The organism is Mesorhizobium sp. USDA 4132 (assembly GCF_056279545.1).
On the sequence record NZ_JBWCCP010000002.1, the window covers coordinates 1,142,988 to 1,167,870 of the forward strand.

Consider the following 24,883-nt stretch of genomic DNA (forward strand, 5'->3'; position numbering starts at 1 on the left):
TCAATGACCACGATCCTCCTCGATATCGCCCGGCAGCTTTCAGCGCGGACGGAGTTTTCATCTCTTGCCATGGAGCGCGCCCGCGATGCGGTCATCGACACGCTCGGATGCATGATCGCGGGCACCAAGGATCCAAGCGTAGCGGCAGTTACCACGGCATTCGGCAGTGAGATATCCGGCGGCGGTTCCGGATGGCTTGTCACAGGCGGACACGCATCGCCCTCGGTGGCGGCACTTGTGAACGGCACGGCGGCCCATGCCCTCGATTTCGATGATAATTTTCATCCCGCCCGGGCTCATGCGTCCGCAGTTCTGGTGCCGGCCCTGCTTGCCACCCTCCATCCGCAGCGCCCGATCAGCGGCAAGCAGTTTCTGGAAGCCTATCTGACCGGGCTCGAGGCCCAGGCCGCGGTCGGTTTTGGGGTCAATCCCTCCCATTACAACAGAGGCTGGCATGGCACTTCCACGGTCGGCGCGATCGGAACGGCCGCCGGCGTCGCGCGCCTGCTTGGCGCCAACATCGAGGAAACGGCGCAGGCCATGAGCCTGGCCACCTCGATGGCATCCGGCCCCAAAGGCCAGTTCGGTACCCTGGCCAAACCGCTGCATGCCGGAATTGCAGCACGCAATGCAGTCGAAGCCGCCTTGCTGGCAATGTCAGGCAGCGGCGGCCGGCTCGACATCCTCGAGCGACCGCAGGGTTTTTTGGATCTTTTTGGCGGCGGCGAAGCGCGAGGTTGGGCGGACTGGCGGCTGGATGAAGCCCATGTCATTGAAACCCGCGGTCTTGTCACCAAGCGCCATCCCTGCTGCGCCTCGACGCATCGGGCAATCGACGCACTTTTCGACCTGAAACAGGAACATCGGCTGAGCGCCGGTGATATCGACCGTATCGACGTCAAAGTCGGGATTTCGGCCGCCCGCAATCTTGCCTATCCGCGGCCAGAGAACGAAATGCAGGCCCGCTTCTCGATGCCGTATTGCCTTGCAAGGGCGATGTTGCAGGACACGCTCAGCCTGGCGGACTTCACCCCCGCCGTCCTTCGACAGGCCGACGTCCTTGCACTGATGCCGCGGATCGAGATGCATTCCTACACCTCAAGCGAGGAGCACGGTCATGATCGTCTTCCGCATGTGCTGACTGTGACATTGCCGGACGGTACGGGTCTTAAGAGCCAACGGCTTCATGCCAAGGGATCGATCGAGGTTCCCCTCGATGCCGACCAGCGACGAAGCAAATTCTTCGATTGCGTTTATTGGGGCTCCGGACATGCAACCGATGATCTCTACGACAATCTCTTGGATCTCTCCCAGTCGACCTCGGTATCAAATCTCCTGAATTTGTTTGCGGCATCGTCTTGAACGGGACATTCTGAAGGCGAAGCTTCAGCACCAAATCAGTATCAGCCTTAAACGGGTGGCATCCCTTTGAGCTTGCGAAAATGCGGCACGTCCATTGCCCTGCGTTCGATCGACAAGATCAGCCGTTCGACAGTCGCAGGCAGCGGTACGCCGGTTGCCGTGATGACGCCCCAGTAGAACGGAATGTGGAAGGCGAGCGGCAGGATCACCACATCCTTAACCGGGAGGCCCGTGAGGGTAAGGGACTCGACGATCGCCACGCCAAGTCCCGATCGAGCCAACGCGAGCGAGACATAGGTCGCATTGCTGTCGATAATTCCACCCGTTTCGATCGACTGCTCCGCAAGCGCCTTGTCGATCCTCATCCTCAGCCGATAGGGGTTGGCGGAAGCGATCAGCCGGCGGCCTTTCAGGTTTTCCGCGGAAAGCAGATCGAGACCGGCCAGGGGATCGTTTGCGGCGACCACCGCAACACAGGGCACTTCGCCCACCCAATGCACATCCACCCCGGGATTATCCAGCGGAAGGCTTGCGATGCCGATATCAGCAGTTCGCGCCACGACCGCCTGCACGACGTTTTCGGCCGACGTGCTTCGAAGGTGGACATGATCCGGAAACTGATCCGCGGGTAAGTCGCTGAGCGCGAGCGGGACGATGCTCGCGGCGATGGCCGGGATCGACGCCACTTCGATGGGCGTCGCCTGCGCAGTCGCGATCGACCGGGCACGTTCGCTGATCGTGCGCAATCCGCTCAAGAACAGCTCCGCCTGAGCGAAGAAGGCCACGCCATGCTCCGTCGGCGCTATCCGCGGACCGTTGCGATGCAGGATCGGAAATCCGAGTTCCTGCTCAAGATCTTGTATGAGCCGGGTAATCACCGGCTGCGACTTGCCCAGCGCCTTGGCAGCGCCGGTCATGCTGCCGATCGAGATCACGGCAACGAACGCCTCGAGCTGTTTCGTATCCAGATAGTCAGGGGGCATCCAAAATCCTGAATTCGGCAAGACCGCAGAGCGCAGCAATTGTTGCAAGCCGGCTGGATGTCTTCCCAGACCGGCTCGGATTGCCCGATAATACCCATAGGTCGATTTGCTCAGCGGAAGCTAGAGGTGGATTGGACAAGATCAGCAATCTCCATGATCAAAATGAAAGTCCATAAAGGGGCAGGCTCGCCCCAAAGAAACCGGGTCAGGCTGGCGGCCTTTCCCAAAGCGCCGTTCGGCCGTCGAAGGGATCGATCGAGAGGCGGAATACGCCCTTCTCCATGTGCAGGACCTGTGGATTGGCGCCGGAATAACGCGGCCACCTGCCTGCAGGCGTCTCAGGCGCCGCGTCGCAAATAAACGAAACCCAGACGTCGTGAACCACTGTCGCGAAGGTCCTGTCTTTGACGGATTGGCGGGCCGGCAGATGACTGACGTCCATCCCCTGGCGATACCAGACCTCGCCGACCTCCGCACCATGTGGCGCGCCAAGCTCGTCCGGCTCGACTGGACCATAGAGATATTTATAGACCGGCTGATGCACGGCATGGAGGCGCGCGAACCTGGTGGCAGGATTCTGGAATACCAGGTCGCCGCCGACGGCCCTCCAGATGCCGCGTGCCGTATGCTGCGGAAGAGCTTCGCAATATCGCCGGACGACCTCGACGCCAGTCAGTCCCAAAGGCAGAACGCGCTGATGCAGCAGCCGGGCAGCGAGTTCGAAATCCATTTCCGGCTGCGCTGTCGCGTGCGTGACGTATTCGCCCGTCGTGCAGCCGATCATCATCGGGACGCCGGCGGTCTTTTCGCGCGCGGCTGCGTCTTCCGGATGGTCGGGAAGCGAGACTCCATCGACAACCGGAACGAAAGGCACTCCCAGCATCGAGGCCGAGCCATCCCGCTCGAAATCATGCTTTTCGTAGGACTGATTGCAGAGGTCGCGCTGGGCAATGAGCAGTTTCTCGAAGGGCACGGCTGCGAGTTCCGCTTCGGTCACGTTTAGATAGTCCAGCATGCGCCTGTTGAGCTTCTGGGCATCGTCTATCGTCGAGACGCCGGTGCTTGCGCCGCTCTGCAGCATTGCTTTGCAAAACAGCCCGTCGGCAGCCGGCATGGCCATGACCGCCGCGATCGAAAAGCCCCCCGCCGAACGACCCGCAAACGTGACCTGCTTCGGATCCCCTCCGAAGGCGGAGATGTTGTCGCGGACCCATTCCAGTGCCGCGATCTGATCCAGAAGCCCGCGATTGTCCGGCGAACCGTCGTTCAGATGCAGAAAGCCGAGCGCCCCAAGCCGATAGTTGACGGTCACCTCGACAAGGCCACTGGCGGCGAATGCGCCACTTTGCAGCACTGCCTCATTGGCCGAACCGACAGCGTAACCGCCTCCGTGAATCCAGACCAGAACCGGTGCCGAGCCGGTGACGGACGGCGTGCGGATGTTGACCGTCAGAAAGTCGGCGCCGAATTCCAGCGTCGATGCCGCCGCCTTTCCCACGGGACCATAGGTCGGGATCTGCGGGCACACCTCGCTGAGCGCTTTGGCGGACCGGATCCCGGACCAGGGTGAAACCGGCTGCGGCGCGGCGAACCGCCGTTCGGGTGTGATCGGCGCCGCGTAGGGAATCCCGAGAAAGACGGCGTAGCCGTTCTCGTTAAAACCCTCGATGGTGCCGGCAGTTGTCTCAACGAGCATGTCAGAGCGCCTTGCGCAGGCCAATCAGCTTTTCGACCACCATCACGACCCCGACCGAGATCAGGATCAGGACGACAGAGAGGGCGGCGATCTGCGGATCGGTGGAATATTCGAGATAATGGTAGATTTCCGTCGGCAGCGTCGAAGCCTTGACCGACACGATGAAGAGCGAGATCGTCGCTTCGTCGAAGGAGATGAGGAAGGCAATCACGCCGCCCGCAATGAGGCCGGGCCGCACCAGCGGCAGGGTTATGCGCCAGAACACCATGCGCGGCGATGCACCATGGACGAGCGCCGCTTCCTCGATACGGGTATCCACGGCCATCAGGCTCATGGTGATGGTTCTGACGGTGTAGGGGATCGTGATGCCGAGATGAGCAAGCACGATGCCCGGATAGCTATCCAGCAGGCCGAGCGGCGCGATCACCAGCATGATGCCAACCGCAAGAACGATATGCGGCACGAGAAATGGTGCGAGGATGAGGAAGTTCACCGCCGCCTTGCCACGGAAATGGTGCCGCACCAGCGACAAGGACAGCAGCATTCCGGCAGACACCGCGACCAAACCGACAATCGCGCCGATGATGAGGCTACGCCAGAAGGCCGAGATGAACTTGACGTTCTGGAAAACCTTCACATAGGAGCCGAAGGAGAAGCTCTCCGGCGGGAAGGCGAGATACTGGCGTGTATCGAAGGAGATGATGAAGACAACGATGATCGGCGCCAGCAGGAACAGGTAAAGCAGCGCGATCAGCGTATTCCAGGCGAACCGGCCGAGGAGTGGATTGCTCTGCATGGCTCCTCACGTCTCCAATGCGCGCAGGGCGCGCTGGTAAAGCAGGATGATGCTGCTGAACAGGATCAGCAGCATGACCGACAGGGCTGCCGCCAACGGCCAGTTGAGCGTGACCGTCGCCTCGTTGAAGACTTCGGTGCCGAGCACGAAGACGCGGCCGCCGCCCATCAGCCGCGGCGTGACGAAAGAGGAGATCGCCAGCACGAAGACCAGAAGCGCTGCAGTGAGCACGCCGGGGGCGCTGAGCGGCAGGATGATGCGCGTGAAGACCCTCAAGCGGTTCGCCCCGAGCATGGCGGCGGCCTCCTCGAGTTGTGTGTTCAACCGCCCGAAACCGCTGAGCATCGCGAGGATGGCATAGGGCATCAGGATTTCAATCAGCGCGACAGTGGCACCGAGGCTGTTGTTGGTGAGCCGGATGACCCCGCCCGTCAGTGAAAGAGACTGGAGCGTGCTGTTGATCACGCCACGGTCTCCGAGGATGACCATCCAGCCATAGGTTCTGACGACCGACGATGTCAGCAGCGGCGCGACGGCAAGTGCCGTCAGGACACCGCGAAAGCGGCTTTCCGTGCGCGCCAGGAACAGCGCGATCGGATAGGACAGGATCACCGCAAAAATCGCCACGTTGAAGCCGAGCACCAGCGTGTTCCAGGCCACCCGCCAGTAGAACGGGTCGAACAGCACCGTCGAATAGGATTGTACCGTCCAGTCTCCGCCACTGAGCGCACCCATCGTCGAGGACGCGAAGGAGGCGCGGAGAAGCCATATCAGCGGCAGCAGGAAGGTGATCACCAGAGCGATGAGCCCCGGCAATAGCAACATCAGCAATATCCCGCGCGACGCGTTTGCCGGTGATGTCTCGGCGGCCGGAAGGGCGGCGGCGCTCATGGCGCCACCTGCCCGACCAGGGTAACGTCTTGCGCGGCGACGGCGAGCGTCACCTCGTCGCCTTTCTCGGGCAATACGCCGGCGTGGGTGGGAAGATCCGCCTGCAGCAGTCTGCCCCCGCAGCGGATGTTCAGCGTCAGGATCTGGCCGCGATAGACGATGTGCTCCACGGTCCCGGTAAAACTGTTCGGCTGGCCGGCACTGTCGGCAAGGACCAGCCTGTGCGGCCGTATCATCAGCTTGACCGTTGATCCAACCGGCGCTTCACCGACGAAACGCAGCGACTTCAGCCCTTCGACCACGGCAAGGCCGGGTTCGGCCACCTGGCCTTCGAAGAAGGTCCCGGCTCCGATGAAGGACGCGACGAACTCTGTCTGAGGCCGGTCGAAAATCTCGCGCGGCGTACCGACCTGTTCCAGGCGCCCGGCGGACATGACCGCCAGGCGGTCTGCCATGGACAGGGCCTCGTCCTGATCATGGGTGACGAAGATCGCCGTGACGCCCGTGCGCGCCTGGATATCGCGGATCTCATCGCGCATCTCGTCGCGAAGTTTGGCATCGAGATTGGAAAGCGGTTCGTCCAAAAGCAGAAGTTCCGGCTCGATCACCAGCGAGCGGGCGATCGCTGCGCGCTGCTGCTGACCGCCGGATAGCTGGCTGACCTTGCGGTCGCCAAGCCCGGTCAGCTTGACGAGATCGAGCGCCTTGCGGACACGCTCCTCCCGTTCGGCGCGGCCGACCTTGCGCATTTCAAGGCCGAACGAGATGTTCTGGGCGACCGTCATATGGGGAAACAGGGCATAGGCCTGAAAGACCATGCCCATGTTGCGCTTGTAGACGGCAATCGACGACACGTCCTTGCCCTCCAGCCTGATCGCCCCCGAAGTCGGGGCGATCAGGCCTGCGATCATGCGCAGGATCGTTGTCTTGCCGCAGCCCGACGGGCCCAAGAGGGCCAGCATCTCGCCGCGCGGCAGCGAGAAGCTGACGTGATCCACGGAAGGCTTTTGGGCGCCTGGATAGGTCTTCACGAGATTGTCGATGACGACGTGATGATCAGCCATGACGGCCAGATTTCCCAAGTTGGATCAGTTGAGCGCGATGACTTCGCGGTTGATGCGTTGGATCCAGGTCGAGTATTTCTCGGCGACGAAATTCCAGTCGAGCGACATCTGCGCAGCCTGCGCTTCCTTCGAGCCATAGATGCGGGCAGCCACGGCATCCGCCAGGTTCACCTTGGTATTGACCGGACCATAGAAGCTCTTCTCCGCGAACGCCGCCTGCGCTTCGGTGCCGAGCGCATAGTTGATGAAGAGCTGGGCCGCCGCGGCGTTCTTGGAATTTTCGACAAGGCCAATCGTGTTGGTCTGGCCGATCGAACCTTCCTTCGGGGCTGCGACGCCGATCTTGCCGCCCTGAGTGTCATGCAGGTACTGCGCACGGCCGTTCCAGCAGATCGACAGATCAACTTCGCCGCTCTGGATCACCGCATAGCAGTCCGGAGCCGGCTCCCAGGTCGAGACGTTCGGCGCGATCTTCTTCAGAAGGGCGAGAGCCGGGTCGATGCTCTGCTTGTAGTCGGCACCTGCCAGCTTGTCGAGAATCGGCAGCAGGATGACACCGCGCGTATCGCCAAGCTTTGCGGCTATCTTGCCCTTGTATTTGGGGTCGGTCAGGTCGTTCCAGCTGGTCGGCGGCTGCTTGACGGTATCGGTATTGTAGAGGATCGCCAGGTTGTCCTGCGAAAACGCGACAGCCTTGTCACCGTCGAGACGAGCCCAGGCGGGCATCTCGTCGAGCACCTTGACCTTGGCGGGGTCGAGCTTGGCAAAAATGCCATCCTTGCTGGCCTTGATAGCGACGGCAACGTCGATCAACGCGATGTCGATCTTCGGATCAGCGCGCTGCAGGGTCAACAGAGCCAGGGTCTCCGCGGAGTTCTTGCTCTGCTGATAGGTGACGTCGATGCCGGGATATTTGGCCTTGAAGGGGTCGATGATGAACTTCTGGTAGTTGTCCGCGAACACGCCGGAAAAGCCGACGATGTTGACGGTGCCTTTGGTCGAGGCGTCCTGTGCCTGAGCCGTGCCCAGAAGCGCCAGCATCCCGGCGACAGCCGCGCCAGCGCGGAGCAAGATCCGTGAAATCCCGTTCCCTGAAATCCTATTCTCCATGCATGTTGTCATGTCCGTCTCTCCAGTTTTAGCCAAGGCTTGCCATCTATCAACTTGCAATTCATTGGGCGCGCAAACGCGAACCACTCTCCGTGCGCTGCAGTTTTCGTCCCTCCGCCGGCTTCGTCACGCGGTTGGCGCCCAGGCCTTGCCGAGGACACGCAGCCAGTTCTTTCCGAGCAGCTTCAGCACCAGATCCTCGCTCCAGCCGCGGGCAAGCATGCGGGCGGTCAGGTTCGGCAACTCGGTCATCCGCTCGATCCCCTTCGGTTTGGAAATCTTGACCGAGCCGAACTCGGTGAGCGTGCGGGCCGTGCCCTTGTCCTTGTTGGCCCAGAGCAGCCAGGGTCCGGGACGTGGGCGATCGAGTGAAAAGTCGGTGCCGATGCCGACATGGTCTTCGCCGACCAGGTCGATGATATAGGCCATGGCATCGAGGTAGTCCTCGACGGTGGCATCATTGCCGGCAGCAAGGCCGGGCCCAAAAAGGCTGACGCCGATAATGCCACCCTTTTGCGCGCAGGCAATAAAGAGTTCGTCCGGCTTGTTGCGCTTCACGTCCTTTAGCGCCCTCGGCAGGATGTGGGAGATGCAGACCGGGCTCTTCGACTGCGCGATGACGTCCGCGGTCGTCTTGTCGCCTACGTGGCTGAGGTCGCAGAGGACTCCGACCCGGTTCATCTCCGCCAGAACTTCCTTGCCGAAACCGGTGAGGCCGCTGTCGACCTCCTCCAGGTAACCGGCACCCGAATAGTTCTGGGTATTGTAGGTGAGTTGCATGATCCCGACCCCGAGATCTTTGAAGATTTCCACGTAGTCGAGCTTGTCTTCGAGCGGCGACGTGTTCTGCCAGCCGATGATGATGCCGGTCTTGTTTTCCGCCTTGGCGGCATGGATATCGGCGACGCTGCGAACCGGACGGAGAATGTCGTCGTTCTCGCGCAGGAAGCGCTTCCATTCCGAAACATAGGCGATGCCTTCGCGAAAATTCTCCCAGAGCAGCGACGAGACGTTGACGACCGTCAGGCCCCCTGCCCGCATTTCCTCGAAGATCGACCGGCTCCACTGGCAGGTCTGCAGGCCATCGACGATGATCGCATCTTCGTGCAGCTTCTTCGCGCTCAGGTTTTCGGTGTCGGGCATCACGCAGGCTCCTTCAGTGCTTCAGTCGTTTTTCGGCCGGCTTTCAGGGCCCGGTCGACGAAATCGAGGCGGTCCTGGCCCCAGAACAATTCGGTGCCGACGACATAGGTCGGCGTTCCGAAAATGCCGAGCCGCTCGGCCTCGGCAAGGTTTTCCTGCCACTCATCGACGATCGTTTCCGGCTGTGGATCAACCACCAATGTGGAAGCTTCTTCGCCGGCCGTCGCACGAGCGATAGTGCGCAGTGTGTCGGTATCGGCAATATCGCGCTCTTCGGCCCACAGCGCCCGCTGGACAGCGAAGGAAAACGAGATGGCGTCGAGGCCGGCTTTCTGGAGCGCGATCACCGCTTGCGCAGCCGGTTCGATCGTGCGGCAGGGATAAAATTTCGGTTTCAGGTTGAGCGGAATGCCGAGATATTCCCGCCAGCGGCGCAATTCGACCTCGTGATAGAGCTGACGCGCGTCCGGCCGCCTGCGCAACGGTATGCCACCATTGGCCTCGATGATGCGGATCGGGCGCAGACGCACGTGAGCGCCGTTGTCGCCGGCGACGGCAATCGCCTTCTGTGCCCCGAAATATGCCCAGGGCGACGAGATGCCGTAGAAAATCTGCAACTGCGGGACTTGGTCATCCATTGGCACGGTTCATTTCCTCTTCGAGGTCTGCGTCTGTCCATTCGTCGCCAAGAAGCTCCGGCGTATCGAACCCGAGAAAGCGATCGAGGTGGTAGGCCCGGTCTTCGACAAACAACGAGCGGGCAAGTCCTGTCGCAAGTCGCGTTGCCCCCTCGCTGATGGAAGGAATGCCGCTCGTGATCTTGCCGTGTGACGGGACCGCGGGGTAGGCGAAGCAGGAGATCCGGGAGACCGCATCCGCTGTCGCGGTGTCGAGATCGGGTCTGGGCCGGAACTCGAAAGCCGGGCCGAGATAGGGGGTGGCGCCGATGCCGGCATGTTCCCAGCCGGCAGGAGGGGTGTAGACGTCCTGCCAGAGCAGGATCCTATCCCGTAGCGCCGCAAATTCCGGACGCTTGCCGAAATCGACCGAAAAGCCGGTGGCGAAAATCACCAGGTCGGCGGCGTAACGGCCCTTCGGTGTCACGACCTCGACGCCATCGCCCATCTCGACGAGATCGTCCACTGGACTTGCGATGTGAAAAAAGGCGTTCGGGTGCCGCGAGACACGTTGCACGCTGTGACGGGGCGGCGGGATCTGCGCCCGCTCGCCAGCCACCATATAGGTCCATTTGTCCGCATCGGGCAGGCCGAGATAACCATGCGTCATTCCCTGGCTGCCGACACCCGTGAACTTGTCGATGCGAGGAATATCCGCACGGCGAACGAAGATATCGACACGCGCCGCACCGGCCTCCAGAGCGGCGGCCGCATTGTCCATGGCCGAGGCACCGGCCCCGACTATCGCAACCCGCTTGCCCCTCAGCGCGGTCATGTCGATGAGGTCGGCCCCGTGCTTCACGAAGCGCGGCGAAACCCTGCCCGCGACCTCCGGCTGGGCGGGTGCGCCCAAGCCGTCGAGACCGGTCGCCAGCACGACTCGGCGGGCGAGCACCTTCTGCGTCTGCCCAGCGGTTTCCAGCTGCAGTGCCAGGAGCCCGTCCTCGCGAAATTCCAGACCGGCAAACGCCGTCTCGTTGGCCACATCAAGACCAAGCACCCGGCGATACCAAACAAGGTATTCCATCCACATCGGACGCGGGATAAGCCCCATGTCGAGATAGGCCTGAGCGCCGTATTGCGCCTCGAACCAGGCCCGGAACGTCAGCGACGGAATGCCAAGAGCCGGACCGACGGCATCCTTGCGCGTCCGCAGGGTTTCCATGCGCGCATAGGTCACCCACGGCCCTTCGAACCCTTGCGGGCTACGGTCATAGGCCCGCGCATTCGGTATCCCGACCTTTTTCAGTGCCGCCAGAGTGACCAATCCGCATAGACCCGCCCCGACCACCGCGACATCGAGAACTCGCGCGCCTTCCACGTCCCGGGGCGGCACCCAGGCCTTCGGCGGCTGGCTCAACCAAAGCAGATCCAGGGCCAGACGCGCTTCAAGCGCCTCAAGATCGGCGGGTCGATTTCGATCCTGCATTCTCGTGCCCCAAGTCAATTATGCAAAAAGAACATAGGAACGCATTAAGGATGCGCTTTCTGAAAAATTACTCCAACCGTGGAAGATTGCAAGAGCGTCATGATTGTGTGTCGGGCGCGCAATAGATTTCCTTTTCAAGAATTCCATCGAATTGAGTATCGCCTCTGTTGAGCCCAAGACCCGCACGCCATGCGCCGAGGCCGAGCACGTCGATTTTATCCAGTCCGCGGTATTTTTCGGCAGACGCCCGGCATTCCCGCCACAGAATTCGGCACGAGCGGCCTGCATTCCGAAATTGATCTCGCCTGTTTTGCGCTATTCACTTGGCGCAAGGCATGAAATTTCAGTTTCACAGCAATTGGCATGAAATCTGCTTCTCCTTTACCGACTGGGTGAAAATCCGGCGACTTCAATAAAAAAAGGGAACTGCATGACCAGAACTTCATCAATTCGCCGGCACGGCATCGGCATTTTCCAGAACCTGCGGATGACGACGATATTCGGCGCGACCGCGGCAGCACTCCTTGCAGCCGCCGCGACCCCCGCATTGGCGGCTGGAACGCTGCGCATCGGCATGACCGCTTCCGACATCCCGCTCACCACCGGCCAGACCGACCAGGGCGGTGAAGGTCAGCGCTTCATGGGTTATACGGTCTACAATTCGTTGATCGAGTGGGACCTTTCAAAGGCCGACAAGCCATCTTCCCTCATTCCGAGCCTTGCAACGTCCTGGCAGGTCGATCCGGCCGACAAGACCAAATGGGTCTTCAAGCTGCGCGACGGCGTCAAATTCCATGATGGCAGCGCCTTCGATGCGGATGCCGTCGTCTGGAACCTCGACAAGCTCCTGAAGACGGACGCCCCGCAGTTCGACAAACGCCAGGCGGCCCAGGGCAAGTCGCGTATTCCGGCGGTTGTTTCCTATAAGGCAATCGATCCGCAGACCGTCGAGATCGTCACCAACACGCCGGACGCGACACTTCCATACCAGATCAGCTGGATCCTGATTTCTTCGCCGACGAACTGGGAAAAGCAGGGCAAGAGCTGGGATGCGGTTGCCCAGAAGCCGTCAGGCACCGGCCCATGGAAGATGGAAAGCGGCTTCACGCCGCGCGAGCGTGCGGAACTGACGCCCAACAAGGATTATTGGGACAAGGCGCGTGTTCCGAAGCTCGACAAGCTCGTCCTGATCCCGCTGCCCGAGCCGAACACCCGCGTAGCCGCAATTCGCTCCGGCCAGGTCGACTGGATCGAGGCGCCCGCTCCGGATTCGGTGAAATCGCTGAAGGAAGCCGGCTTCAAGATCATCACCAATTCCTATCCGCATAACTGGACCTGGCATCTGTCGCGTGTCGAAGGCTCGCCGTGGAACGATATCCGCGTCCGCAAGGCCGCAAACCTTGCCGTTGACCGCGCTGGCCTCAACGAGCTTCTCGGCGGCCTTTCCGTTCCCGCGCAAGGCTACATGCCGCCTGGCCACCAGTGGTTCGGCAAGCCGACCTTCAAGGTGGAATACAATGTCGAGGAAGCCAAGAAGCTGATGAAGGAAGCGGGTTACGGTCCCGACAAACCGCTGAAGACCAAGGTCATCATCTCCTCCTCCGGGTCCGGTCAGATGCTGCCCCTGCAGATGAACGAATACATCCAGCAGACGCTCGCCGAAGTCGGCATCAATGTCGAATACGAGGTGATGGACTGGAATACGGTCATCAACGTCTGGCGCGCCGGCGCCAAGGATCCGAGCGCCAAAGGCGCCACGGCGATCAACTACAGCTACTTCATCCAGGACCCCTTCACCGCCATGATCCGTCAGTCGCAGTGCAAGCTCGCCCCGCCGACCGGCACCAACTGGGGTTATTATTGCGACAAGGATATGGATGCGCTGTTCGACAAGGTGCGCAACACCTTCGATCCCGTGGAACAGGACAAGGTGATGCAGCAGGTGCATGAGAAATACGTGAACGACGCGCTGTTCCTGATGGTAACGCATGACGTCAACCCGCGCGCCATGACCACCAAGGTCAAGGGCTTCGTCCAGGCACAGAACTGGTTCCAGGACTTCTCGACGATCACCCTGGATCCCTGATCACGAGCCAGCGGCGCGCCGGTCGATCGGCGCGCCGCCTTTCATGATGCCCGATCAACCTCTTCCGGTGAGGACACCATGCTGCTCTACGCCCTGAAACGGCTTCTGCACGTCATTCCCGTCGCGATCGGCGTGAGCATCGTATGTTTCATGCTGATCCATATCGCGCCGGGCGATCCGCTCGCCGCCATCCTGCCTTCGGATGCCTCCGCCGACCTGCAGACGCAGATGCGCAGCTTCTACGGTCTCGACCGGCCGCTTCCCGTGCAATATGCCCTTTGGGCATGGCATGCGCTGCAGGGCGATCTCGGCAACTCGATCGCCAGCGGCCGGCCGGTGCTGAACGAGATCCTAGATGCATCTGTCAATTCGATCATCCTCGCGCTCGCTGCCGCCATGATCGGCTTCGTGGCGGGTTCTTCCCTGGGTTTCCTCGCCGGTGTCTTCCGCGGAAGCTGGGTGGATCGCCTCGCTTCGACGGTTTCGATGCTCGGCGTCAGCGTGCCCCATTACTGGCTCGGCATGGTGCTGGTCATTGCCTTCTCTGTCACGCTCGGCTGGCTGCCGGCCATGGGCGGCGGACCGGAGGGATCGGCGGGCCGAACCTTAAGCTGGGCTTATCTGCAGTTCCTCATCTTGCCTGCGGTCACCATGTCGGTCATCCCGATGGGCATCATCGCCCGCACCATCCGCTCGCTGGTCGCCGATATCCTCTCCCAGGACTTCACCCAGGCGCTCGCCGCCAAGGGGCTGATGACACCGCAGATCCTGCGCCACGTGGTGCGCAACGCCGCGCCGACCGCGCTCTCGGTCATGGGACTGCAGCTCGGTTACCTGCTCGGCGGCTCGATCCTGATCGAAACGGTTTTCTCCTGGCCCGGAACCGGCTTCCTGCTGAACGGCGCGATCTTCACTCGCGACCTGCCCATCCTGCAGGGTACGATCCTGGTGCTCGCCATGTTCTTCGTTTTCCTCAACCTCGTCGTCGACGTGCTGCAGAGCGCGATCGATCCCCGCATCCAGAGGAGCTGACACATGGCTGTCGTCACCGCAGACATCGCGGCCCCTTCCCCTGCCGCTATCGCCAAGTCCCCCGGCTTCTGGAGCGGCGTGCTGCGGCGCATCTCCCGTGACCCGGTCGCCATGACGGCCCTCGCTATTCTTCTGGTCCTGGTGCTGATCGCGATTTTCGCTCCCTATATCGCGCCTTACGATCCTTCCAAGGGCAGCGTCATCCGCCGCCTCAAGCCGATCGGCACGCAAGGCTATATCTTCGGCACGGACGAACTCGGCCGCGACATGCTCTCCCGGCTGATCTATGGGGCGCGGCTTTCGCTTATCATGGGCGTCATCCCGGTGCCGGTCGCCTTCATCATCGGCTCGACCATCGGTATCGTTGCCGGTTATGCAGGCGGCATTGTCAACACGCTGATCATGCGCACGGTCGACGTCTTCTACGCGTTTCCGTCGGTCCTTCTGGCCGTGGCGCTGTCGGGCGCACTCGGCTCGGGGCTCACCAACGCGCTCGTCTCGCTGACTGTCGTCTTCATCCCGCAGATCGCCCGCGTCGCCGAAAGCGTCACAACCCAGGTCCGCAAGCTCGACTACGTGGACGCGGCGCGGGCGTCCGGCGCCCCGCCGATGACGATCATCCGCGTTCATATCCTCGGCAACGTGCTCGGGCCGATCTTCGTCTTTGCGACGAGCCTGATATCCGTCTCGATGATCCTCGCCTCGGGCCTCTCCTTCCTTGGCCTCGGCGTGCGGCCGCCGGATGCCGAATGGGGGCTGATGCTGAACACGCTTCGCACAGCGATCTACAACAACCCGTTCGTGGCGGCCCTGCCCGGCCTGATGATCTTCATCACCTCGATCTGCTTCAACCTTTTCTCAGACGGGCTGCGCACAGCCATGGACGTGAAGTCATGATCAGCATCGTCGAAGAACCCGCCTACGATCTTCCCGTCGGCGAAAAGGGCGGGCCTGCGCAACCGCTGATCTCCGTGCGTGGCCTGATCAAGCATTTCCCGGTCAAGGGTAGCGGCTTCATGAAGCCGAAGAAGGTCGTCCGCGCCGTCGATGGCGTGGATTTCGATATCCTCAAGGGCGAGACACTGGGCGTCGTCGGAGAAAGCGGCTGCGGCAAGTCCACCACGGCGCGGCTGCTGATGCAGCTCATCTTGCCTGACCGAGGCGATATCCTGTTCGACGGTGAGACGGTCGGCGGCGCGCTGCCGCTTTCCGATTACCGCCGCCAGGTCCAGATGGTCTTCCAGGACAGCTATGCCTCCCTCAATCCCAGGCTGACGATTGAAGAATCCATCGCCTTTGCGCCCCGCGTGCATGGCATTGCCGCGAGCAAGGCGATCGCCAGGGCCCATGGCCTACTGCATCGGGTCGGGCTGGAGCCGTCGCGCTTTGCCGGCCGTTACCCGCACGAACTGTCGGGCGGACAGCGGCAACGCGTCAACATCGCCCGGGCGCTCGCGCTCGAACCGCGGCTCGTCATCCTGGACGAAGCTGTTTCGGCGCTCGACAAGTCGGTGGAAGCGCAGGTCCTGAACCTGCTCCTCGACCTGAAGCGGGATTTCGGTCTGACTTACCTGTTCATCTCCCACGACCTCAACGTCGTGCGCTTCATGTGCGACCGGGTGATGGTCATGTATCTCGGCAAGGTGGCCGAGATCGGCAGCCGCGATGCGATCTTCGAGAACACCCGCCATCCCTATTCCGCTGCGCTTCTCGCCTCGATGCCGAAGATGGACCCTTCCGAAAGAACCTCCGAGCCGCCGCTCTCGGGCGACCCGCCGAACCCGATCGATCCGCCGCCAGGCTGTCGGTTCCATACCCGCTGTTCGTTCGCCGAGAGCATCTGCAGCGAGAATTTGCCGCCGCTTGCCAGAGTCTCCGAAAGCCAGTCCGCAGCCTGCTTGATGTCGGTACCTGGCTCACGCCACAGCCGTGCACCGGCATTGATGGAGGCATGACCATGCAAACCGCCGCGATGATCGATATCCGCAATCTTTCCGTGACGTTCAATCGCGGCCGAAAGCCCGTCAAAGCCGTCAACGGCGTCAGCCTTTCGGTACAGCCGGGCGAGGTTGTTGCGCTGCTCGGCGAATCCGGGTCCGGCAAGAGCGTCACCATGCGCTCGCTGCTGCGCCTGCACCCCAAAGGCACGACGATCGAAGGCTCGATGACGGTCGCCGGCCGCGACGTGACTGGATTGACGGCCAGGGATCTCGGGGCTTTTCGCGGCGCCGTCGCCTCGATGGTCTTCCAGGAGCCGCGGCTGGCACTCGACCCGGTCTACACGCTTGGCCGCCAGATAGAAGAGACCATCATGCGGCATGAGGGCATCTCGCGCTCGCAAGCGGCAGCGCGCGCGCTTGCTCTTTTCCAGAAGGTCAATATCCCCTCCCCGGAGCGCCGGCTGCAAAACTATCCGCATGAAATGTCGGGCGGCATGCTGCAGCGGTCGATGATCGCCATGGCGCTCGCCTGCAATCCGAAGGTCCTGCTCGCCGACGAACCGACCACGGCCCTTGATGCAACGGTCCAGATCCAGATCCTCCTGCTGATCCGCGATCTGCAGAAGGAATACGGGCTCTCCGTCATCTTCGTCACCCATGATATCGGCGTTGCGGCGGAAGTCGCGGACCGGATCGCGGTGATGTATGCCGGGCGGATCGTCGAGGAAGGCAGGGTCGCCGACATCATCCGCGAACCGAAACACCCCTATACCAAGGGGCTGCTCGGCGCCCGCGTCGAACTGGCCCATGGACGCGACCGGCTGATCACCATTTCGGGCGCCCCGCCGGACCTGGCCGCCATGCCGCCCGGTTGCGCCTTCGCGCCGCGCTGCGCGCAGGTTTCCGATCTCTGCCGCACGGAAGTACCGGCCTTGATGCCGGTCGGCGGGGCCGGCAGCGTCGCTTGCGTGCAATATGCCTGAACGCCAAAGATGACGAGAGACGATAACAAGGTAGGGAGGGCGTCCGTGCAATCGCGCGCGGAACGGGACATGACGCATATCACATTGATCAATCCGAACACGTCCCAGGCGACGACGGTTATGATGACCGAGATCGCCCGGAAATACCTGCCGGAGAAATTCTCGGTGGAGGGGGTCACCGCCACGAGAGGAGTATCGATGATCCTGAATGGCGAGGAGCTTGCTGCAGCGGCCGGCGGCGTCGTCGAAATGGGATTGGCCGCGGCGGGAATGAGCGACGGGTTGATCGTCAGTGCATTCGGTGATCCGGGACTCGAACGCCTGAAAGCCCTGTCCGGCCTGCCGGTCGTCGGCATCTGCGAGGCGAGCATGCACGAGGCCTCCGCCGGAGGCCGGCGTTTCGGCATCGCGACCGTCACTCCCGACCTCGTGGCGAGTTTTGCCGCCAAGGCTGAAACGCTGGGCCTTGCCCACCTCTTTACCGGGACACGGCTGACCTGCGGCGATCCGCTAGTCCTTGCCTCCGATCCCGCGCGTTTGCACGCAGCCCTTGAGATCGCGGTTCGGGAATGTTTCGAAAGGGACGGCGCTGAAGCCGTCATCATCGGCGGCGGTCCGCTGGGCCAGGCGGCAGACGATCTTCAGCAGGCTCTCTCGTCACCGGTGATTGCGCCGATCCGCTCCGCTGTCGAACTGTTGCTTTCCCGGATCGCCCATTTTTCCGAAGCCGGAGCGAGGGCGAAATGATCAGGGCGTCTCCCGAACAACGCCATGGAGGGGTCGTTTTTTCTGTTGCAAGTCGCGGCGCCCCGCCGGAAGGTCCGCCCGCTGATGTCTTGGCGGAGTTTCCCATGCCGAAGGATAAATCATTCCTGTATCGGGTCAGGCAAGCCCTGCCCGAACTGCGTCCGGCCGAAAAGCGCGTGGGAGAATTCGTCTGTGATTTTCCGGGCGAGCTTGCCAGCTATTCGGCGCAGGAGCTTGCAGCGCTGGCGCATGTCTCCAAGGCCACGGTGACGCGTTTCATCCAGCGCCTCGGCTACGAAAACTACGAGGAAGCCCGTCGGCATGCCCGGGCCGAAAAACAGACCGGCTCCCGGCTCTTCCTGACGACCGCTGCCGACGCCGCGGCGGCCCAATCGATGCAGGCGCATGTCGCCCAGGGGGTCGCCAATCTTGAAGCAACGTTCCTTTCCATTTCCGAGGGCCAGATCGAGGCTGTGACGGACGCAATGATTGCGGCCAGGAAGGTCTGGGTGCTTGGTTTCCGGAGCAGCCACCCCTTTGCCTCCTACCTGCAATGGCAGTTGACGCAGGTCATCGAGGATATCGTCGCAATCCCCGGCGCGGGGCAGACGCTTGGAGAACACCTCGTCAGCTTGCGCGAAGACGACGTCGTGGTGTTCTTTGCCATGCGCCGGAGGATCGCGCAGGTGGACGCCATTCTGGCCCAGCTTCGGCGGTCTAAAGCGAAACTCCTCTACATCACCGACGAGGGCGCTGCGTTCGAGACGTCGGCAACCTGGCATTTCCAATGCCAAACCCTGGCGCCCGGCCCGCTCTTCAACCATACGGCAGTCATGGCCCTCTGCCATCTGCTCATCACCCGGTGCCTGGAAAAGGCAGGTGTGGAGGGAAGAAAGCGCCTCCGCCACATCGAGACGCTGAATGAAGGGCTCGACGAACTCTGACGGGATCGACGCCGACGCTATTGGGTACCGGCCGGCCCACCGTCAATTTATGCGCTGCTCGCTCTGTGGGTCGAAGAGATGCACCTTTCGGGAATCGAAGTCGACGCGAAGAACATCCCCCGGCCGCGTCGTGACCCGCTCGCGGAATACCCCGATGACCCGCTGGCCCGCGACCTGGCCCACGACGTGCGTTTCGGCGCCGGTTGGCTCGACGACGTCGACGATGAGGGGCTGGCCAGCTTCGCCGCCCATGCTCAGATTTTCCGGACGGATGCCGTAGACCACATGGCGCCCCTCGTTCTCCGGCGCCGGAAGCCCGGAGACAGGAAGCGCGATATCGCCGATCCAGACCTTCCCCTGGGCATAACGGCCGGACAGGAAATTCATGCCCGGCGAACCGATGAAACCTGCCACGAAGAGGTTAGCAGGACGATCGTAGAGAGCGAGAGGCGAGCCGACCTGCTCGACGAAACCATCCCGCATAACGACGATCTTGTCCGCCATGGTCATGGCTTCGATCTGGTCATGCGTCACATAGATCATGGTGCTTCCGAGCCGCTGGTGCAGCGCCTTGATCTCACCGCGCATGGTGACGCGCAGCTTGGCATCCAGATTGGACAAAGGCTCGTCGAACAGGAACACCTGCGGGTTGCGCACGATTGCCCGTCCCATCGCGACGCGCTGCCGCTGGCCGCCCGACAACTGCCGCGGATAACGCTCCAGCAGGGCCTCGAGATTAAGGATCTTTGCCGCCTTTTCGACCTTGGCGCGGATTTCCGGCTTCGCGTCGCCGCGCAGCTGCAGGGAAAAGCCCATGTTCTGGGCGACCGTCATGTGCGGGTAGAGCGCATAGCTCTGAAAGACCATGGCGATATCCCGGTCCTTCGGAGACATCTCGTTGACGACGGTCGAGCCGATATGGACCTGGCCGTCGCTGATTTCCTCCAGCCCGGCGATCATGCGCAGCAGCGTCGATTTTCCGCATCCGGACGGCCCGACCAGAACCACAAACTCGCCGTCGTCGATATCGACGTTCACGCCGTGGATGACCTGGGTCTGGTTATAGACTTTTCTGACGTCGCGCAGATTTACGTTTGCCATGTTTCCATTCCTCGTCTTGGGCACCGGACCTTCCGGTCGAGCGCGCCGGTCCCTGTCTTGCGCACCAGGCGGATCGCAAAACCGTTGATGGTCATCCTTTGACGGCGCCGCCGAGCACGCCGCGCACGAAATATTTCTGCAGGCTGACGATCAGCACCAGCGGCACGATCACCGAGATGAAGGTCGCCGCGGTGAGCGTATTGAGGCCGCCCGCATTGGTCTGGGCAAGGCTCGCGACCTGCACCGTGAGTGGTGAGAGCGAACCGGATCCCAGGAAGATCAGCGGGATCAACAGGTGATTCCAGGCGATCATGAATTGCAGGATTGCCAGCGACGCGAGAACGGCACCCGACAGCGGCAGGATGATCTGGAAGAAGATACGCGGTTCGGAGGCGCCGTCGATGCGGGCGGCCTCGACAAGGTCTGAGGGGATGCTGGAGAAGAAGCCGTAGAGGAGAAAGATCCCGAACGGCACCGTCAGGCCCATTTCGATGATCCAGACCGGTATGAAGGTCCCCGTGAGGCCAACCGCCAGGAAGAACTTCAGCATTGGCACCAGGACGAGCTGCGGCGGCAATACCTGGAAACCGACCATGGCGAGAAACAGCGCGATACGCCCGCGAAACCGCATACGCGCCAAGGCAAAAGCGCCAATTGCCGAGAAGAGCACGGTCCCGAGCACGGTCGGAACCGTCAAGACGATCGAATTGACGACGCTGCGGCCGACGCCGGTCAGGTACATCGCCTCGACATAGTTCGACAGCACCGGCCGCCATTCGACGAAGGCGTGCCACCAGCCCGTCTGGGAGGAGTCGCTTTCCGAGCGGAATGTCGTCACGAAGAGCGACAGGACGGGCGTGAACCAGACCACGCAGAGAAGAAGGACAGCGCCATGGAGCGCGATCCGCTTCAACCGGCTTGCGAGCTTGGAGGTCGGCCGCACGGAAACGAGCGTGGCCCTGCGGCTTTCGATTGCGGACATCGTCACTCTCCTCCCTCCGACCTGATCTGCTTGATGTTCATGAAGATCACGGGTGACGCGAGGATGAGGAGCAGGACGGCGATGGCGCTGGCCGTTCCGAGATTCTGCTTCACGAAGAGCTCCGAATACATCTTGTTGGCGATCACGTCGGTACCGAAGGACCCGTTGGTCATGACGTAGACGATGTCGAAGACCTTGAGGGAGAAGATCGCCTGGGTTGTCAGGACCACGAGAATCGTCGGCCAGAGCGAGGGAAGCGTCACGAAGCGGAAGACCGCCCACTCCCCAGCCCCGTCGATCTTGGCGGCCTCGACCAGTTCGCGCGGGATATTCTTGACGCCCGCCGACAGAATGAGCGTCGCAACACCGATGCTCATCCAGACGGCGACGAAGATCAGCGCATAGTTGTTGCCGTTGCGGTCGATCAGCCAGGCGATCGGCATCTTGCCCGTGACCGCGGTCCAGATGGCGTTGAGCGTCCCGGTCTGCGGCTGCATCGGCGGCTCGTAAGTATACATCATCTTCCAGATGACGGCGCCGGCGACGAAGGACATCGCGGTCGGCAGGATCAGGAAGGTTCTCGCGACCCGCTCGTACTTGACCCGGTCCAGCATGATTGCGGCGGTTAGGGCAAGCACCGCCGTCAGCAGAGGAAAGACAACGATCCAGAGGACATTGTTGAACAGAACTGGGCGCATGGCGGTCCCGAATGCCCAGACGAAGTTTCTAAATCCAACCCAGTTGCTGCCGGTCGCGTCACGGAAACTGTAAACGATCGATGCGACGAGGGGATAGGCTATGACCAGACCCACCAGAGCCAGGACCGGCGAGAGCCAAATCCACGGGCGGATGCTGCTCTGCGTCTTTTGCGGAAACCTCCTGATAGCCAGTTCGCCCGGCAGAATGATGACCAGAGCCACTGCGGGCAAGGAAAGGAGCCCCAGGATAAGTTGCAGAATCTGACTACTCATGGCGTTTATTCCATCCTGTGCCAGGAGCAGCCCGGCTGCTCCTGGAAATGATCGTCCGGCTTATCTCGCAGCGTCGATCGCCTGCAGCACGTTATCCAGGCTGTCGGGATCGAGCACGTATTGCACGACACCCTTCCACAACGCCTGGATTACCGGCGGATCGACAACCTGGGTCGGCTGGGCAACAAGCGTGACACCCGGCTTGAGCAGCGTCTCGCGAGCCCGCTTGAGCACGGGATTGGAATAGTCGCTCGGCTGAACCGCCTGGCTGGCAACGGTCCAGTTGCCGGCGGACGCCACGAGCTTCTGAGCTTCGTCCGATACGAGGTAAGACAAGAATGCCTTGACCTGCGGCGTGTCCCTGAATGCCAGGTAAAGCGTTCCGCCGAACGTCTCATAGGCCGCATTTTCCGGTTTGCCCGGCACCGGCATGAAATCCATATCTTCGATCGGCTTGACCTTGGGATAGATCAGATTGGTGAGGCTGCCGGCATATGTTCCCCAGAGAAGAACCGAACACTGCGGGGGATCGTAGAAAAGCCCCGCCCCGACTTTGACCGCAGGCGTCGACATGGCCGCGACCGGGCCACCGGGAACCATCTTGGGATCGTGGGCAATTTTACCGAACGCCTCGAACGCGGCCTTCACTTCCGGAGCGGTCCAGGAAATCGAGCCATCGCCAAGACCCTTGAGGGTTTTCTGGCCGGAGTTCTTCAGGATGTAGGCCTGGATCCAATTGCCGGCAAGCGCCCCCGAGGAAGCGCCCCGTTCGTCGGTATAGCACCAGGGCGTCTTGCCGGCGTTGGCGCGCTTCACGGCCCAGGCATCGAACTGCTCCCAGGTGGGGGCATCTTTCGGGCCGTCGTAGGTGTGGACATTGTACCAGACCATGAAGTTGTTGAGTTCGGTCCAAACCCCGTAGATCTTGCCGTTCAGGCTCGCGGCGTCGACGAGCCCGGGATCGAACTTCCCCTTGATGGCAGTTTCGCCGACCATCGCGCCGACATCCTTCAGAGCACCTTGCTTCGCATAGCGCACGAGGTTGTTGATGTTGGTAGACCCCGCGAGATCCGGTGGGTCACCTGCCTGGACGCGGGTCTGCAGCACTGCGGCAAAGTCGGTCGTTCCCGTATAATCGACGGTAATCCCCGTTGCCGCCTGGAAGGGAGCCCAGGCTGCCTTCAGCATCTCGAGTTCGCGACCGCCATTGACGCCGAGGATGGAGACCTTGCCTCCGATCTTCTGCCCACCCGTCAGTTTGGATGCATAGGCCTGGGCCGCGTCGATCAGGGGTTTGGGAAGTTCAACCGCCTGGGCATGCGCCAGTCTGTCGGAGGATGCCAGCGCCAGCGCCGTCACGAGACACGTGGACAGCAGTGTCGGCGCGCGCGCCTTTTCGATTTTTCGGGACACCATAATTCGTTTACCTCCTGTTTGAACGGTCCGTTCGTGGATTCTTACGTCTGGGCGCACGGCTGCTCTCCGCATCATTCCGGACGCTGAGAGAATTCGGTGGCGTGTTGAAATCTCCAGGGTGGCTCCAGCCCGCCGTTTCACGTCTTCCGTGACTATGACGCTGCGCCTCTTGGCCTTGGATCAATCAGCGTAATCATCCTGTTCCCCTGTCGTGGCCGCCACTTCCGCCATGCGGATCACCCCAGCGGGTTGATTTCGCTGCGAGATGCAAAGGCAGTGTTTGGCCCGGCATTTATGACGCCACACTCTGTTCAGCAGGGGCTCGAAGTCAAACAACTAACATTGCCCGAGGTATAACCTTTGGTCATAGTGGGGACCGTAGCTGCCTCTCTGCGACCGGACACCATGGATAAAAACCTGCACCGACTGGACCTTCGACAGCTCCGGCACTTCATCGCCGTCGTGCATACGGGTAGCTTCAGCATGGCGGCCGAAAACCTGCGGCTCACCCAGCCCGCTCTCAGCAAAAGCATCCGCAGCATGGAGCAGGCGCTCGGCGTCCGGTTGCTCGACCGAGGCCCGACGGGAGTTCAGGTTACGCTGTTCGGGCAGCGCCTTATAGGCTACAGTGAATTGCTGCTGTCTTTGGCCAACGAGGCCGTCGATGAGATAGACGCACTGCGGGGCGCACGTCGAGGTTCGCTTCGGATCGGAAGCATGGCGGCGGCCCTCAGACAAGTTATCCCCGATGCGTTGATCCGCTTTTCGGCCGCCCGTCCTGATGTTGCCCTCATGGTGCACGAAGGCACCAACGAAGTTCTCCTCCCCCAACTCTTCGCGGCCAAACTCGACGTTGTGTTGACGGTCAAGCCGAGTGATATCCTCAACGAGGATTTCGAGTGGAGGCTGGTTGCCAGGGAGCCGGTAAAAATCGTTGCGCATCAATCGCATCCGCTTGCACAACGCAAGAACCTGTCGGTCTCCGATCTTGCGCAATACAGCTGGGTTCTACCACCGCTGCCCGAGACCGACCGGCTACTGCTCGAATCGCTTTTTCGCAGCTCCGGCTTGCCGAAGCCTGTCGTGGCCGTGGAAACGACGTCGATCAATTTTCTGACGTCGATGATCTCTCGCACCCATCATCTGGCGTATTTGACGCGAGCGAACCTTCAGGGAAGCGGATTGGGATTGGTCGCTCTCGACTTCAACGAGATTTCCCTCACACGCGATATCTACGCGGTCTTTCGCCGCAAAGGGGAAGTCCGCCCGACGGTTTCGGTGCTTCTGAGAGAAATTGAACGCGCCAGCGGCATCGGCGAAACCCCTCCTGCGGCATAGCGGCATAGATGCCCTATGAAGATCAGTTATACCTACGCCAGCCGAAGTTATTTTATTCGTTGAACGCGCTCATGTACCTCTTGGGGTGCTCGCCGCCAGCACATCTTGAGCGGCGAACCAACACCAAACATGCCGCAGGGCATCTCGTGTCGTTCGGGCAACCGTTCGGCCGCGGCGATGGCATGCCCCAAA

Annotated in this window: 22 protein-coding genes; 9 read left to right on the forward strand and 13 right to left on the reverse strand. The window is 61.6% G+C overall.

Going from position 1 to position 24,883, the window contains the following annotated elements; all coding sequences use genetic code 11:
• Nucleotides 1–3: 3 nt before the first annotated feature.
• On the forward strand, nt 4–1,362 hold the full coding sequence (locus ACZ9IU_RS28080) for an MmgE/PrpD family protein (protein ID WP_040124607.1): 1,359 nt from the start codon (nt 4–6) through the stop codon (nt 1,360–1,362).
• A gap of 47 nt (nt 1,363–1,409) precedes the next feature.
• Here the strand turns inward: ACZ9IU_RS28080 and ACZ9IU_RS28085 are convergent, their stop codons facing one another.
• From ACZ9IU_RS28085 to ACZ9IU_RS28125, 9 genes are all read right to left on the reverse strand, one after another.
• Nucleotides 1,410–2,345 carry a LysR substrate-binding domain-containing protein gene (locus ACZ9IU_RS28085; RefSeq protein ID WP_040124605.1) on the reverse strand — a complete coding sequence of 312 codons (936 nt, stop codon included), beginning with the start codon at nt 2,343–2,345 and terminating at the stop codon, nt 1,410–1,412.
• 205 nt (nt 2,346–2,550) lie between these two features.
• Nucleotides 2,551–4,041, reverse strand: coding sequence for a carboxylesterase/lipase family protein (locus ACZ9IU_RS28090; protein WP_040124604.1), 1,491 nt, complete (start codon nt 4,039–4,041; stop codon nt 2,551–2,553).
• 1 nt (nt 4,042) lies between these two features.
• Nucleotides 4,043–4,837 (reverse strand): ABC transporter permease, encoded by a 795-nt coding sequence (locus ACZ9IU_RS28095; RefSeq protein WP_040124602.1) that lies wholly within the window; start codon nt 4,835–4,837, stop codon nt 4,043–4,045.
• Between the two features lie 6 nt (nt 4,838–4,843).
• Nucleotides 4,844–5,728, reverse strand: coding sequence for an ABC transporter permease (locus tag ACZ9IU_RS28100; protein ID WP_051900422.1), 885 nt, complete (start codon nt 5,726–5,728; stop codon nt 4,844–4,846).
• Nucleotides 5,725–6,792 carry an ABC transporter ATP-binding protein gene (locus tag ACZ9IU_RS28105; RefSeq protein ID WP_040124601.1) on the reverse strand — a complete coding sequence of 356 codons (1,068 nt, stop codon included), beginning with the start codon at nt 6,790–6,792 and terminating at the stop codon, nt 5,725–5,727. Before ACZ9IU_RS28105 ends, ACZ9IU_RS28100 begins: the two co-directional genes overlap by 4 nt.
• Nucleotides 6,793–6,816: 24 nt before the next feature.
• On the reverse strand, nt 6,817–7,863 hold the full coding sequence (locus tag ACZ9IU_RS28110; RefSeq protein WP_244447606.1) for an ABC transporter substrate-binding protein: 1,047 nt from the start codon (nt 7,861–7,863) through the stop codon (nt 6,817–6,819).
• A gap of 165 nt (nt 7,864–8,028) precedes the next feature.
• Nucleotides 8,029–9,045 (reverse strand): dipeptidase, encoded by a 1,017-nt coding sequence (locus tag ACZ9IU_RS28115; RefSeq protein ID WP_040124598.1) that lies wholly within the window; start codon nt 9,043–9,045, stop codon nt 8,029–8,031.
• A complete protein-coding gene (locus ACZ9IU_RS28120; RefSeq protein WP_040124597.1) occupies nt 9,045–9,683 on the reverse strand; it encodes a 2-hydroxychromene-2-carboxylate isomerase in 639 nt (212 codons plus the stop codon). Before ACZ9IU_RS28120 ends, ACZ9IU_RS28115 begins: the two co-directional genes overlap by 1 nt.
• On the reverse strand, nt 9,676–11,151 hold the full coding sequence (locus tag ACZ9IU_RS28125) for an NAD(P)-binding domain-containing protein (RefSeq protein WP_040124596.1): 1,476 nt from the start codon (nt 11,149–11,151) through the stop codon (nt 9,676–9,678). The genes ACZ9IU_RS28120 and ACZ9IU_RS28125 overlap by 8 nt, the downstream gene beginning before the upstream one ends.
• Before the next feature lie 487 nt (nt 11,152–11,638).
• Here ACZ9IU_RS28125 and ACZ9IU_RS28130 point away from each other — a divergent pair, with 487 nt between their 5' ends.
• The 7 genes from ACZ9IU_RS28130 to ACZ9IU_RS28160 all read left to right on the forward strand — a co-directional run bounded on the left by ACZ9IU_RS28130 (nt 11,639) and on the right by ACZ9IU_RS28160 (nt 18,883).
• Nucleotides 11,639–13,237: an ABC transporter substrate-binding protein gene (locus tag ACZ9IU_RS28130; protein ID WP_040125752.1), complete on the forward strand. Its 1,599-nt coding sequence runs from the start codon at nt 11,639–11,641 to the stop codon at nt 13,235–13,237.
• A 78-nt stretch (nt 13,238–13,315) separates the two neighbouring features.
• Nucleotides 13,316–14,269, forward strand: coding sequence for an ABC transporter permease (locus tag ACZ9IU_RS28135; RefSeq protein WP_040124594.1), 954 nt, complete (start codon nt 13,316–13,318; stop codon nt 14,267–14,269).
• A gap of 3 nt (nt 14,270–14,272) precedes the next feature.
• Entirely contained in the window at nt 14,273–15,166 is an 894-nt protein-coding gene (locus ACZ9IU_RS28140; RefSeq protein WP_040124592.1) for an ABC transporter permease, read from the forward strand.
• A complete protein-coding gene (locus ACZ9IU_RS28145; RefSeq protein ID WP_040124591.1) occupies nt 15,163–16,224 on the forward strand; it encodes an ABC transporter ATP-binding protein in 1,062 nt (353 codons plus the stop codon). The genes ACZ9IU_RS28140 and ACZ9IU_RS28145 overlap by 4 nt, the downstream gene beginning before the upstream one ends.
• A 2-nt stretch (nt 16,225–16,226) precedes the next feature.
• Nucleotides 16,227–17,192, forward strand: coding sequence for an ABC transporter ATP-binding protein (locus ACZ9IU_RS28150; RefSeq protein WP_498957850.1), 966 nt, complete (start codon nt 16,227–16,229; stop codon nt 17,190–17,192).
• A 69-nt stretch (nt 17,193–17,261) separates the two neighbouring features.
• Nucleotides 17,262–17,939 carry an aspartate/glutamate racemase family protein gene (locus ACZ9IU_RS28155; protein WP_040124588.1) on the forward strand — a complete coding sequence of 226 codons (678 nt, stop codon included), beginning with the start codon at nt 17,262–17,264 and terminating at the stop codon, nt 17,937–17,939.
• A 104-nt stretch (nt 17,940–18,043) separates the two neighbouring features.
• Nucleotides 18,044–18,883, forward strand: coding sequence for a MurR/RpiR family transcriptional regulator (locus ACZ9IU_RS28160; protein ID WP_040124587.1), 840 nt, complete (start codon nt 18,044–18,046; stop codon nt 18,881–18,883).
• Between the two features lie 42 nt (nt 18,884–18,925).
• Here ACZ9IU_RS28160 and ACZ9IU_RS28165 read toward each other — a convergent pair whose 3' ends face one another.
• The 4 genes from ACZ9IU_RS28165 to ACZ9IU_RS28180 form a co-directional block, all read right to left on the reverse strand.
• The gene (locus tag ACZ9IU_RS28165) at nt 18,926–19,984 is read right to left on the reverse strand and encodes an ABC transporter ATP-binding protein (RefSeq protein ID WP_040124586.1); all 1,059 of its coding nucleotides are present in this window, start codon (nt 19,982–19,984) and stop codon (nt 18,926–18,928) included.
• A 91-nt stretch (nt 19,985–20,075) separates the two neighbouring features.
• Nucleotides 20,076–20,966: a carbohydrate ABC transporter permease gene (locus tag ACZ9IU_RS28170; protein WP_051900420.1), complete on the reverse strand. Its 891-nt coding sequence runs from the start codon at nt 20,964–20,966 to the stop codon at nt 20,076–20,078.
• A 2-nt stretch (nt 20,967–20,968) separates the two neighbouring features.
• Nucleotides 20,969–21,937, reverse strand: coding sequence for a carbohydrate ABC transporter permease (locus tag ACZ9IU_RS28175; RefSeq protein WP_040124585.1), 969 nt, complete (start codon nt 21,935–21,937; stop codon nt 20,969–20,971).
• A gap of 60 nt (nt 21,938–21,997) precedes the next feature.
• Nucleotides 21,998–23,353 carry an ABC transporter substrate-binding protein gene (locus ACZ9IU_RS28180; RefSeq protein WP_040124584.1) on the reverse strand — a complete coding sequence of 452 codons (1,356 nt, stop codon included), beginning with the start codon at nt 23,351–23,353 and terminating at the stop codon, nt 21,998–22,000.
• A 405-nt stretch (nt 23,354–23,758) separates the two neighbouring features.
• On the opposite strand from ACZ9IU_RS28180, the gene ACZ9IU_RS28185 reads away from it, so the two are divergent.
• Nucleotides 23,759–24,691, forward strand: coding sequence for a LysR family transcriptional regulator (locus ACZ9IU_RS28185; RefSeq protein WP_051900419.1), 933 nt, complete (start codon nt 23,759–23,761; stop codon nt 24,689–24,691).
• Nucleotides 24,692–24,883 lie beyond the last annotated feature (192 nt).

Bases quoted from the DNA above. Each gene is read 5' to 3' on its own strand.
- ACZ9IU_RS28080 (WP_040124607.1), top strand. From the start codon at position 4: ATGACCACGATCCTCCTCGATATCGCCCGGCAGCTTTCAGCGCGGACG.
- ACZ9IU_RS28160 (WP_040124587.1), top strand. From the start codon at position 18,044: ATGCCGAAGGATAAATCATTCCTGTATCGGGTCAGGCAAGCCCTGCCC.
- ACZ9IU_RS28150 (WP_498957850.1), top strand. From the start codon at position 16,227: ATGCAAACCGCCGCGATGATCGATATCCGCAATCTTTCCGTGACGTTC.
- ACZ9IU_RS28090 (WP_040124604.1), bottom strand. From the start codon at position 4,041: ATGCTCGTTGAGACAACTGCCGGCACCATCGAGGGTTTTAACGAGAAC.
- ACZ9IU_RS28135 (WP_040124594.1), top strand. From the start codon at position 13,316: ATGCTGCTCTACGCCCTGAAACGGCTTCTGCACGTCATTCCCGTCGCG.
- ACZ9IU_RS28145 (WP_040124591.1), top strand. From the start codon at position 15,163: ATGATCAGCATCGTCGAAGAACCCGCCTACGATCTTCCCGTCGGCGAA.
- ACZ9IU_RS28180 (WP_040124584.1), bottom strand. From the start codon at position 23,353: ATGGTGTCCCGAAAAATCGAAAAGGCGCGCGCGCCGACACTGCTGTCC.
- ACZ9IU_RS28125 (WP_040124596.1), bottom strand. From the start codon at position 11,151: ATGCAGGATCGAAATCGACCCGCCGATCTTGAGGCGCTTGAAGCGCGT.
- ACZ9IU_RS28120 (WP_040124597.1), bottom strand. From the start codon at position 9,683: ATGGATGACCAAGTCCCGCAGTTGCAGATTTTCTACGGCATCTCGTCG.
- ACZ9IU_RS28170 (WP_051900420.1), bottom strand. From the start codon at position 20,966: ATGTCCGCAATCGAAAGCCGCAGGGCCACGCTCGTTTCCGTGCGGCCG.
- ACZ9IU_RS28115 (WP_040124598.1), bottom strand. From the start codon at position 9,045: ATGCCCGACACCGAAAACCTGAGCGCGAAGAAGCTGCACGAAGATGCG.
- ACZ9IU_RS28095 (WP_040124602.1), bottom strand. From the start codon at position 4,837: ATGCAGAGCAATCCACTCCTCGGCCGGTTCGCCTGGAATACGCTGATC.
- ACZ9IU_RS28185 (WP_051900419.1), top strand. From the start codon at position 23,759: ATGGATAAAAACCTGCACCGACTGGACCTTCGACAGCTCCGGCACTTC.
- ACZ9IU_RS28155 (WP_040124588.1), top strand. From the start codon at position 17,262: ATGACGCATATCACATTGATCAATCCGAACACGTCCCAGGCGACGACG.
- ACZ9IU_RS28100 (WP_051900422.1), bottom strand. From the start codon at position 5,728: ATGAGCGCCGCCGCCCTTCCGGCCGCCGAGACATCACCGGCAAACGCG.
- ACZ9IU_RS28085 (WP_040124605.1), bottom strand. From the start codon at position 2,345: ATGCCCCCTGACTATCTGGATACGAAACAGCTCGAGGCGTTCGTTGCC.
- ACZ9IU_RS28105 (WP_040124601.1), bottom strand. From the start codon at position 6,792: ATGGCTGATCATCACGTCGTCATCGACAATCTCGTGAAGACCTATCCA.
- ACZ9IU_RS28175 (WP_040124585.1), bottom strand. From the start codon at position 21,937: ATGAGTAGTCAGATTCTGCAACTTATCCTGGGGCTCCTTTCCTTGCCC.
- ACZ9IU_RS28165 (WP_040124586.1), bottom strand. From the start codon at position 19,984: ATGGCAAACGTAAATCTGCGCGACGTCAGAAAAGTCTATAACCAGACC.
- ACZ9IU_RS28130 (WP_040125752.1), top strand. From the start codon at position 11,639: ATGACGACGATATTCGGCGCGACCGCGGCAGCACTCCTTGCAGCCGCC.
- ACZ9IU_RS28140 (WP_040124592.1), top strand. From the start codon at position 14,273: ATGGCTGTCGTCACCGCAGACATCGCGGCCCCTTCCCCTGCCGCTATC.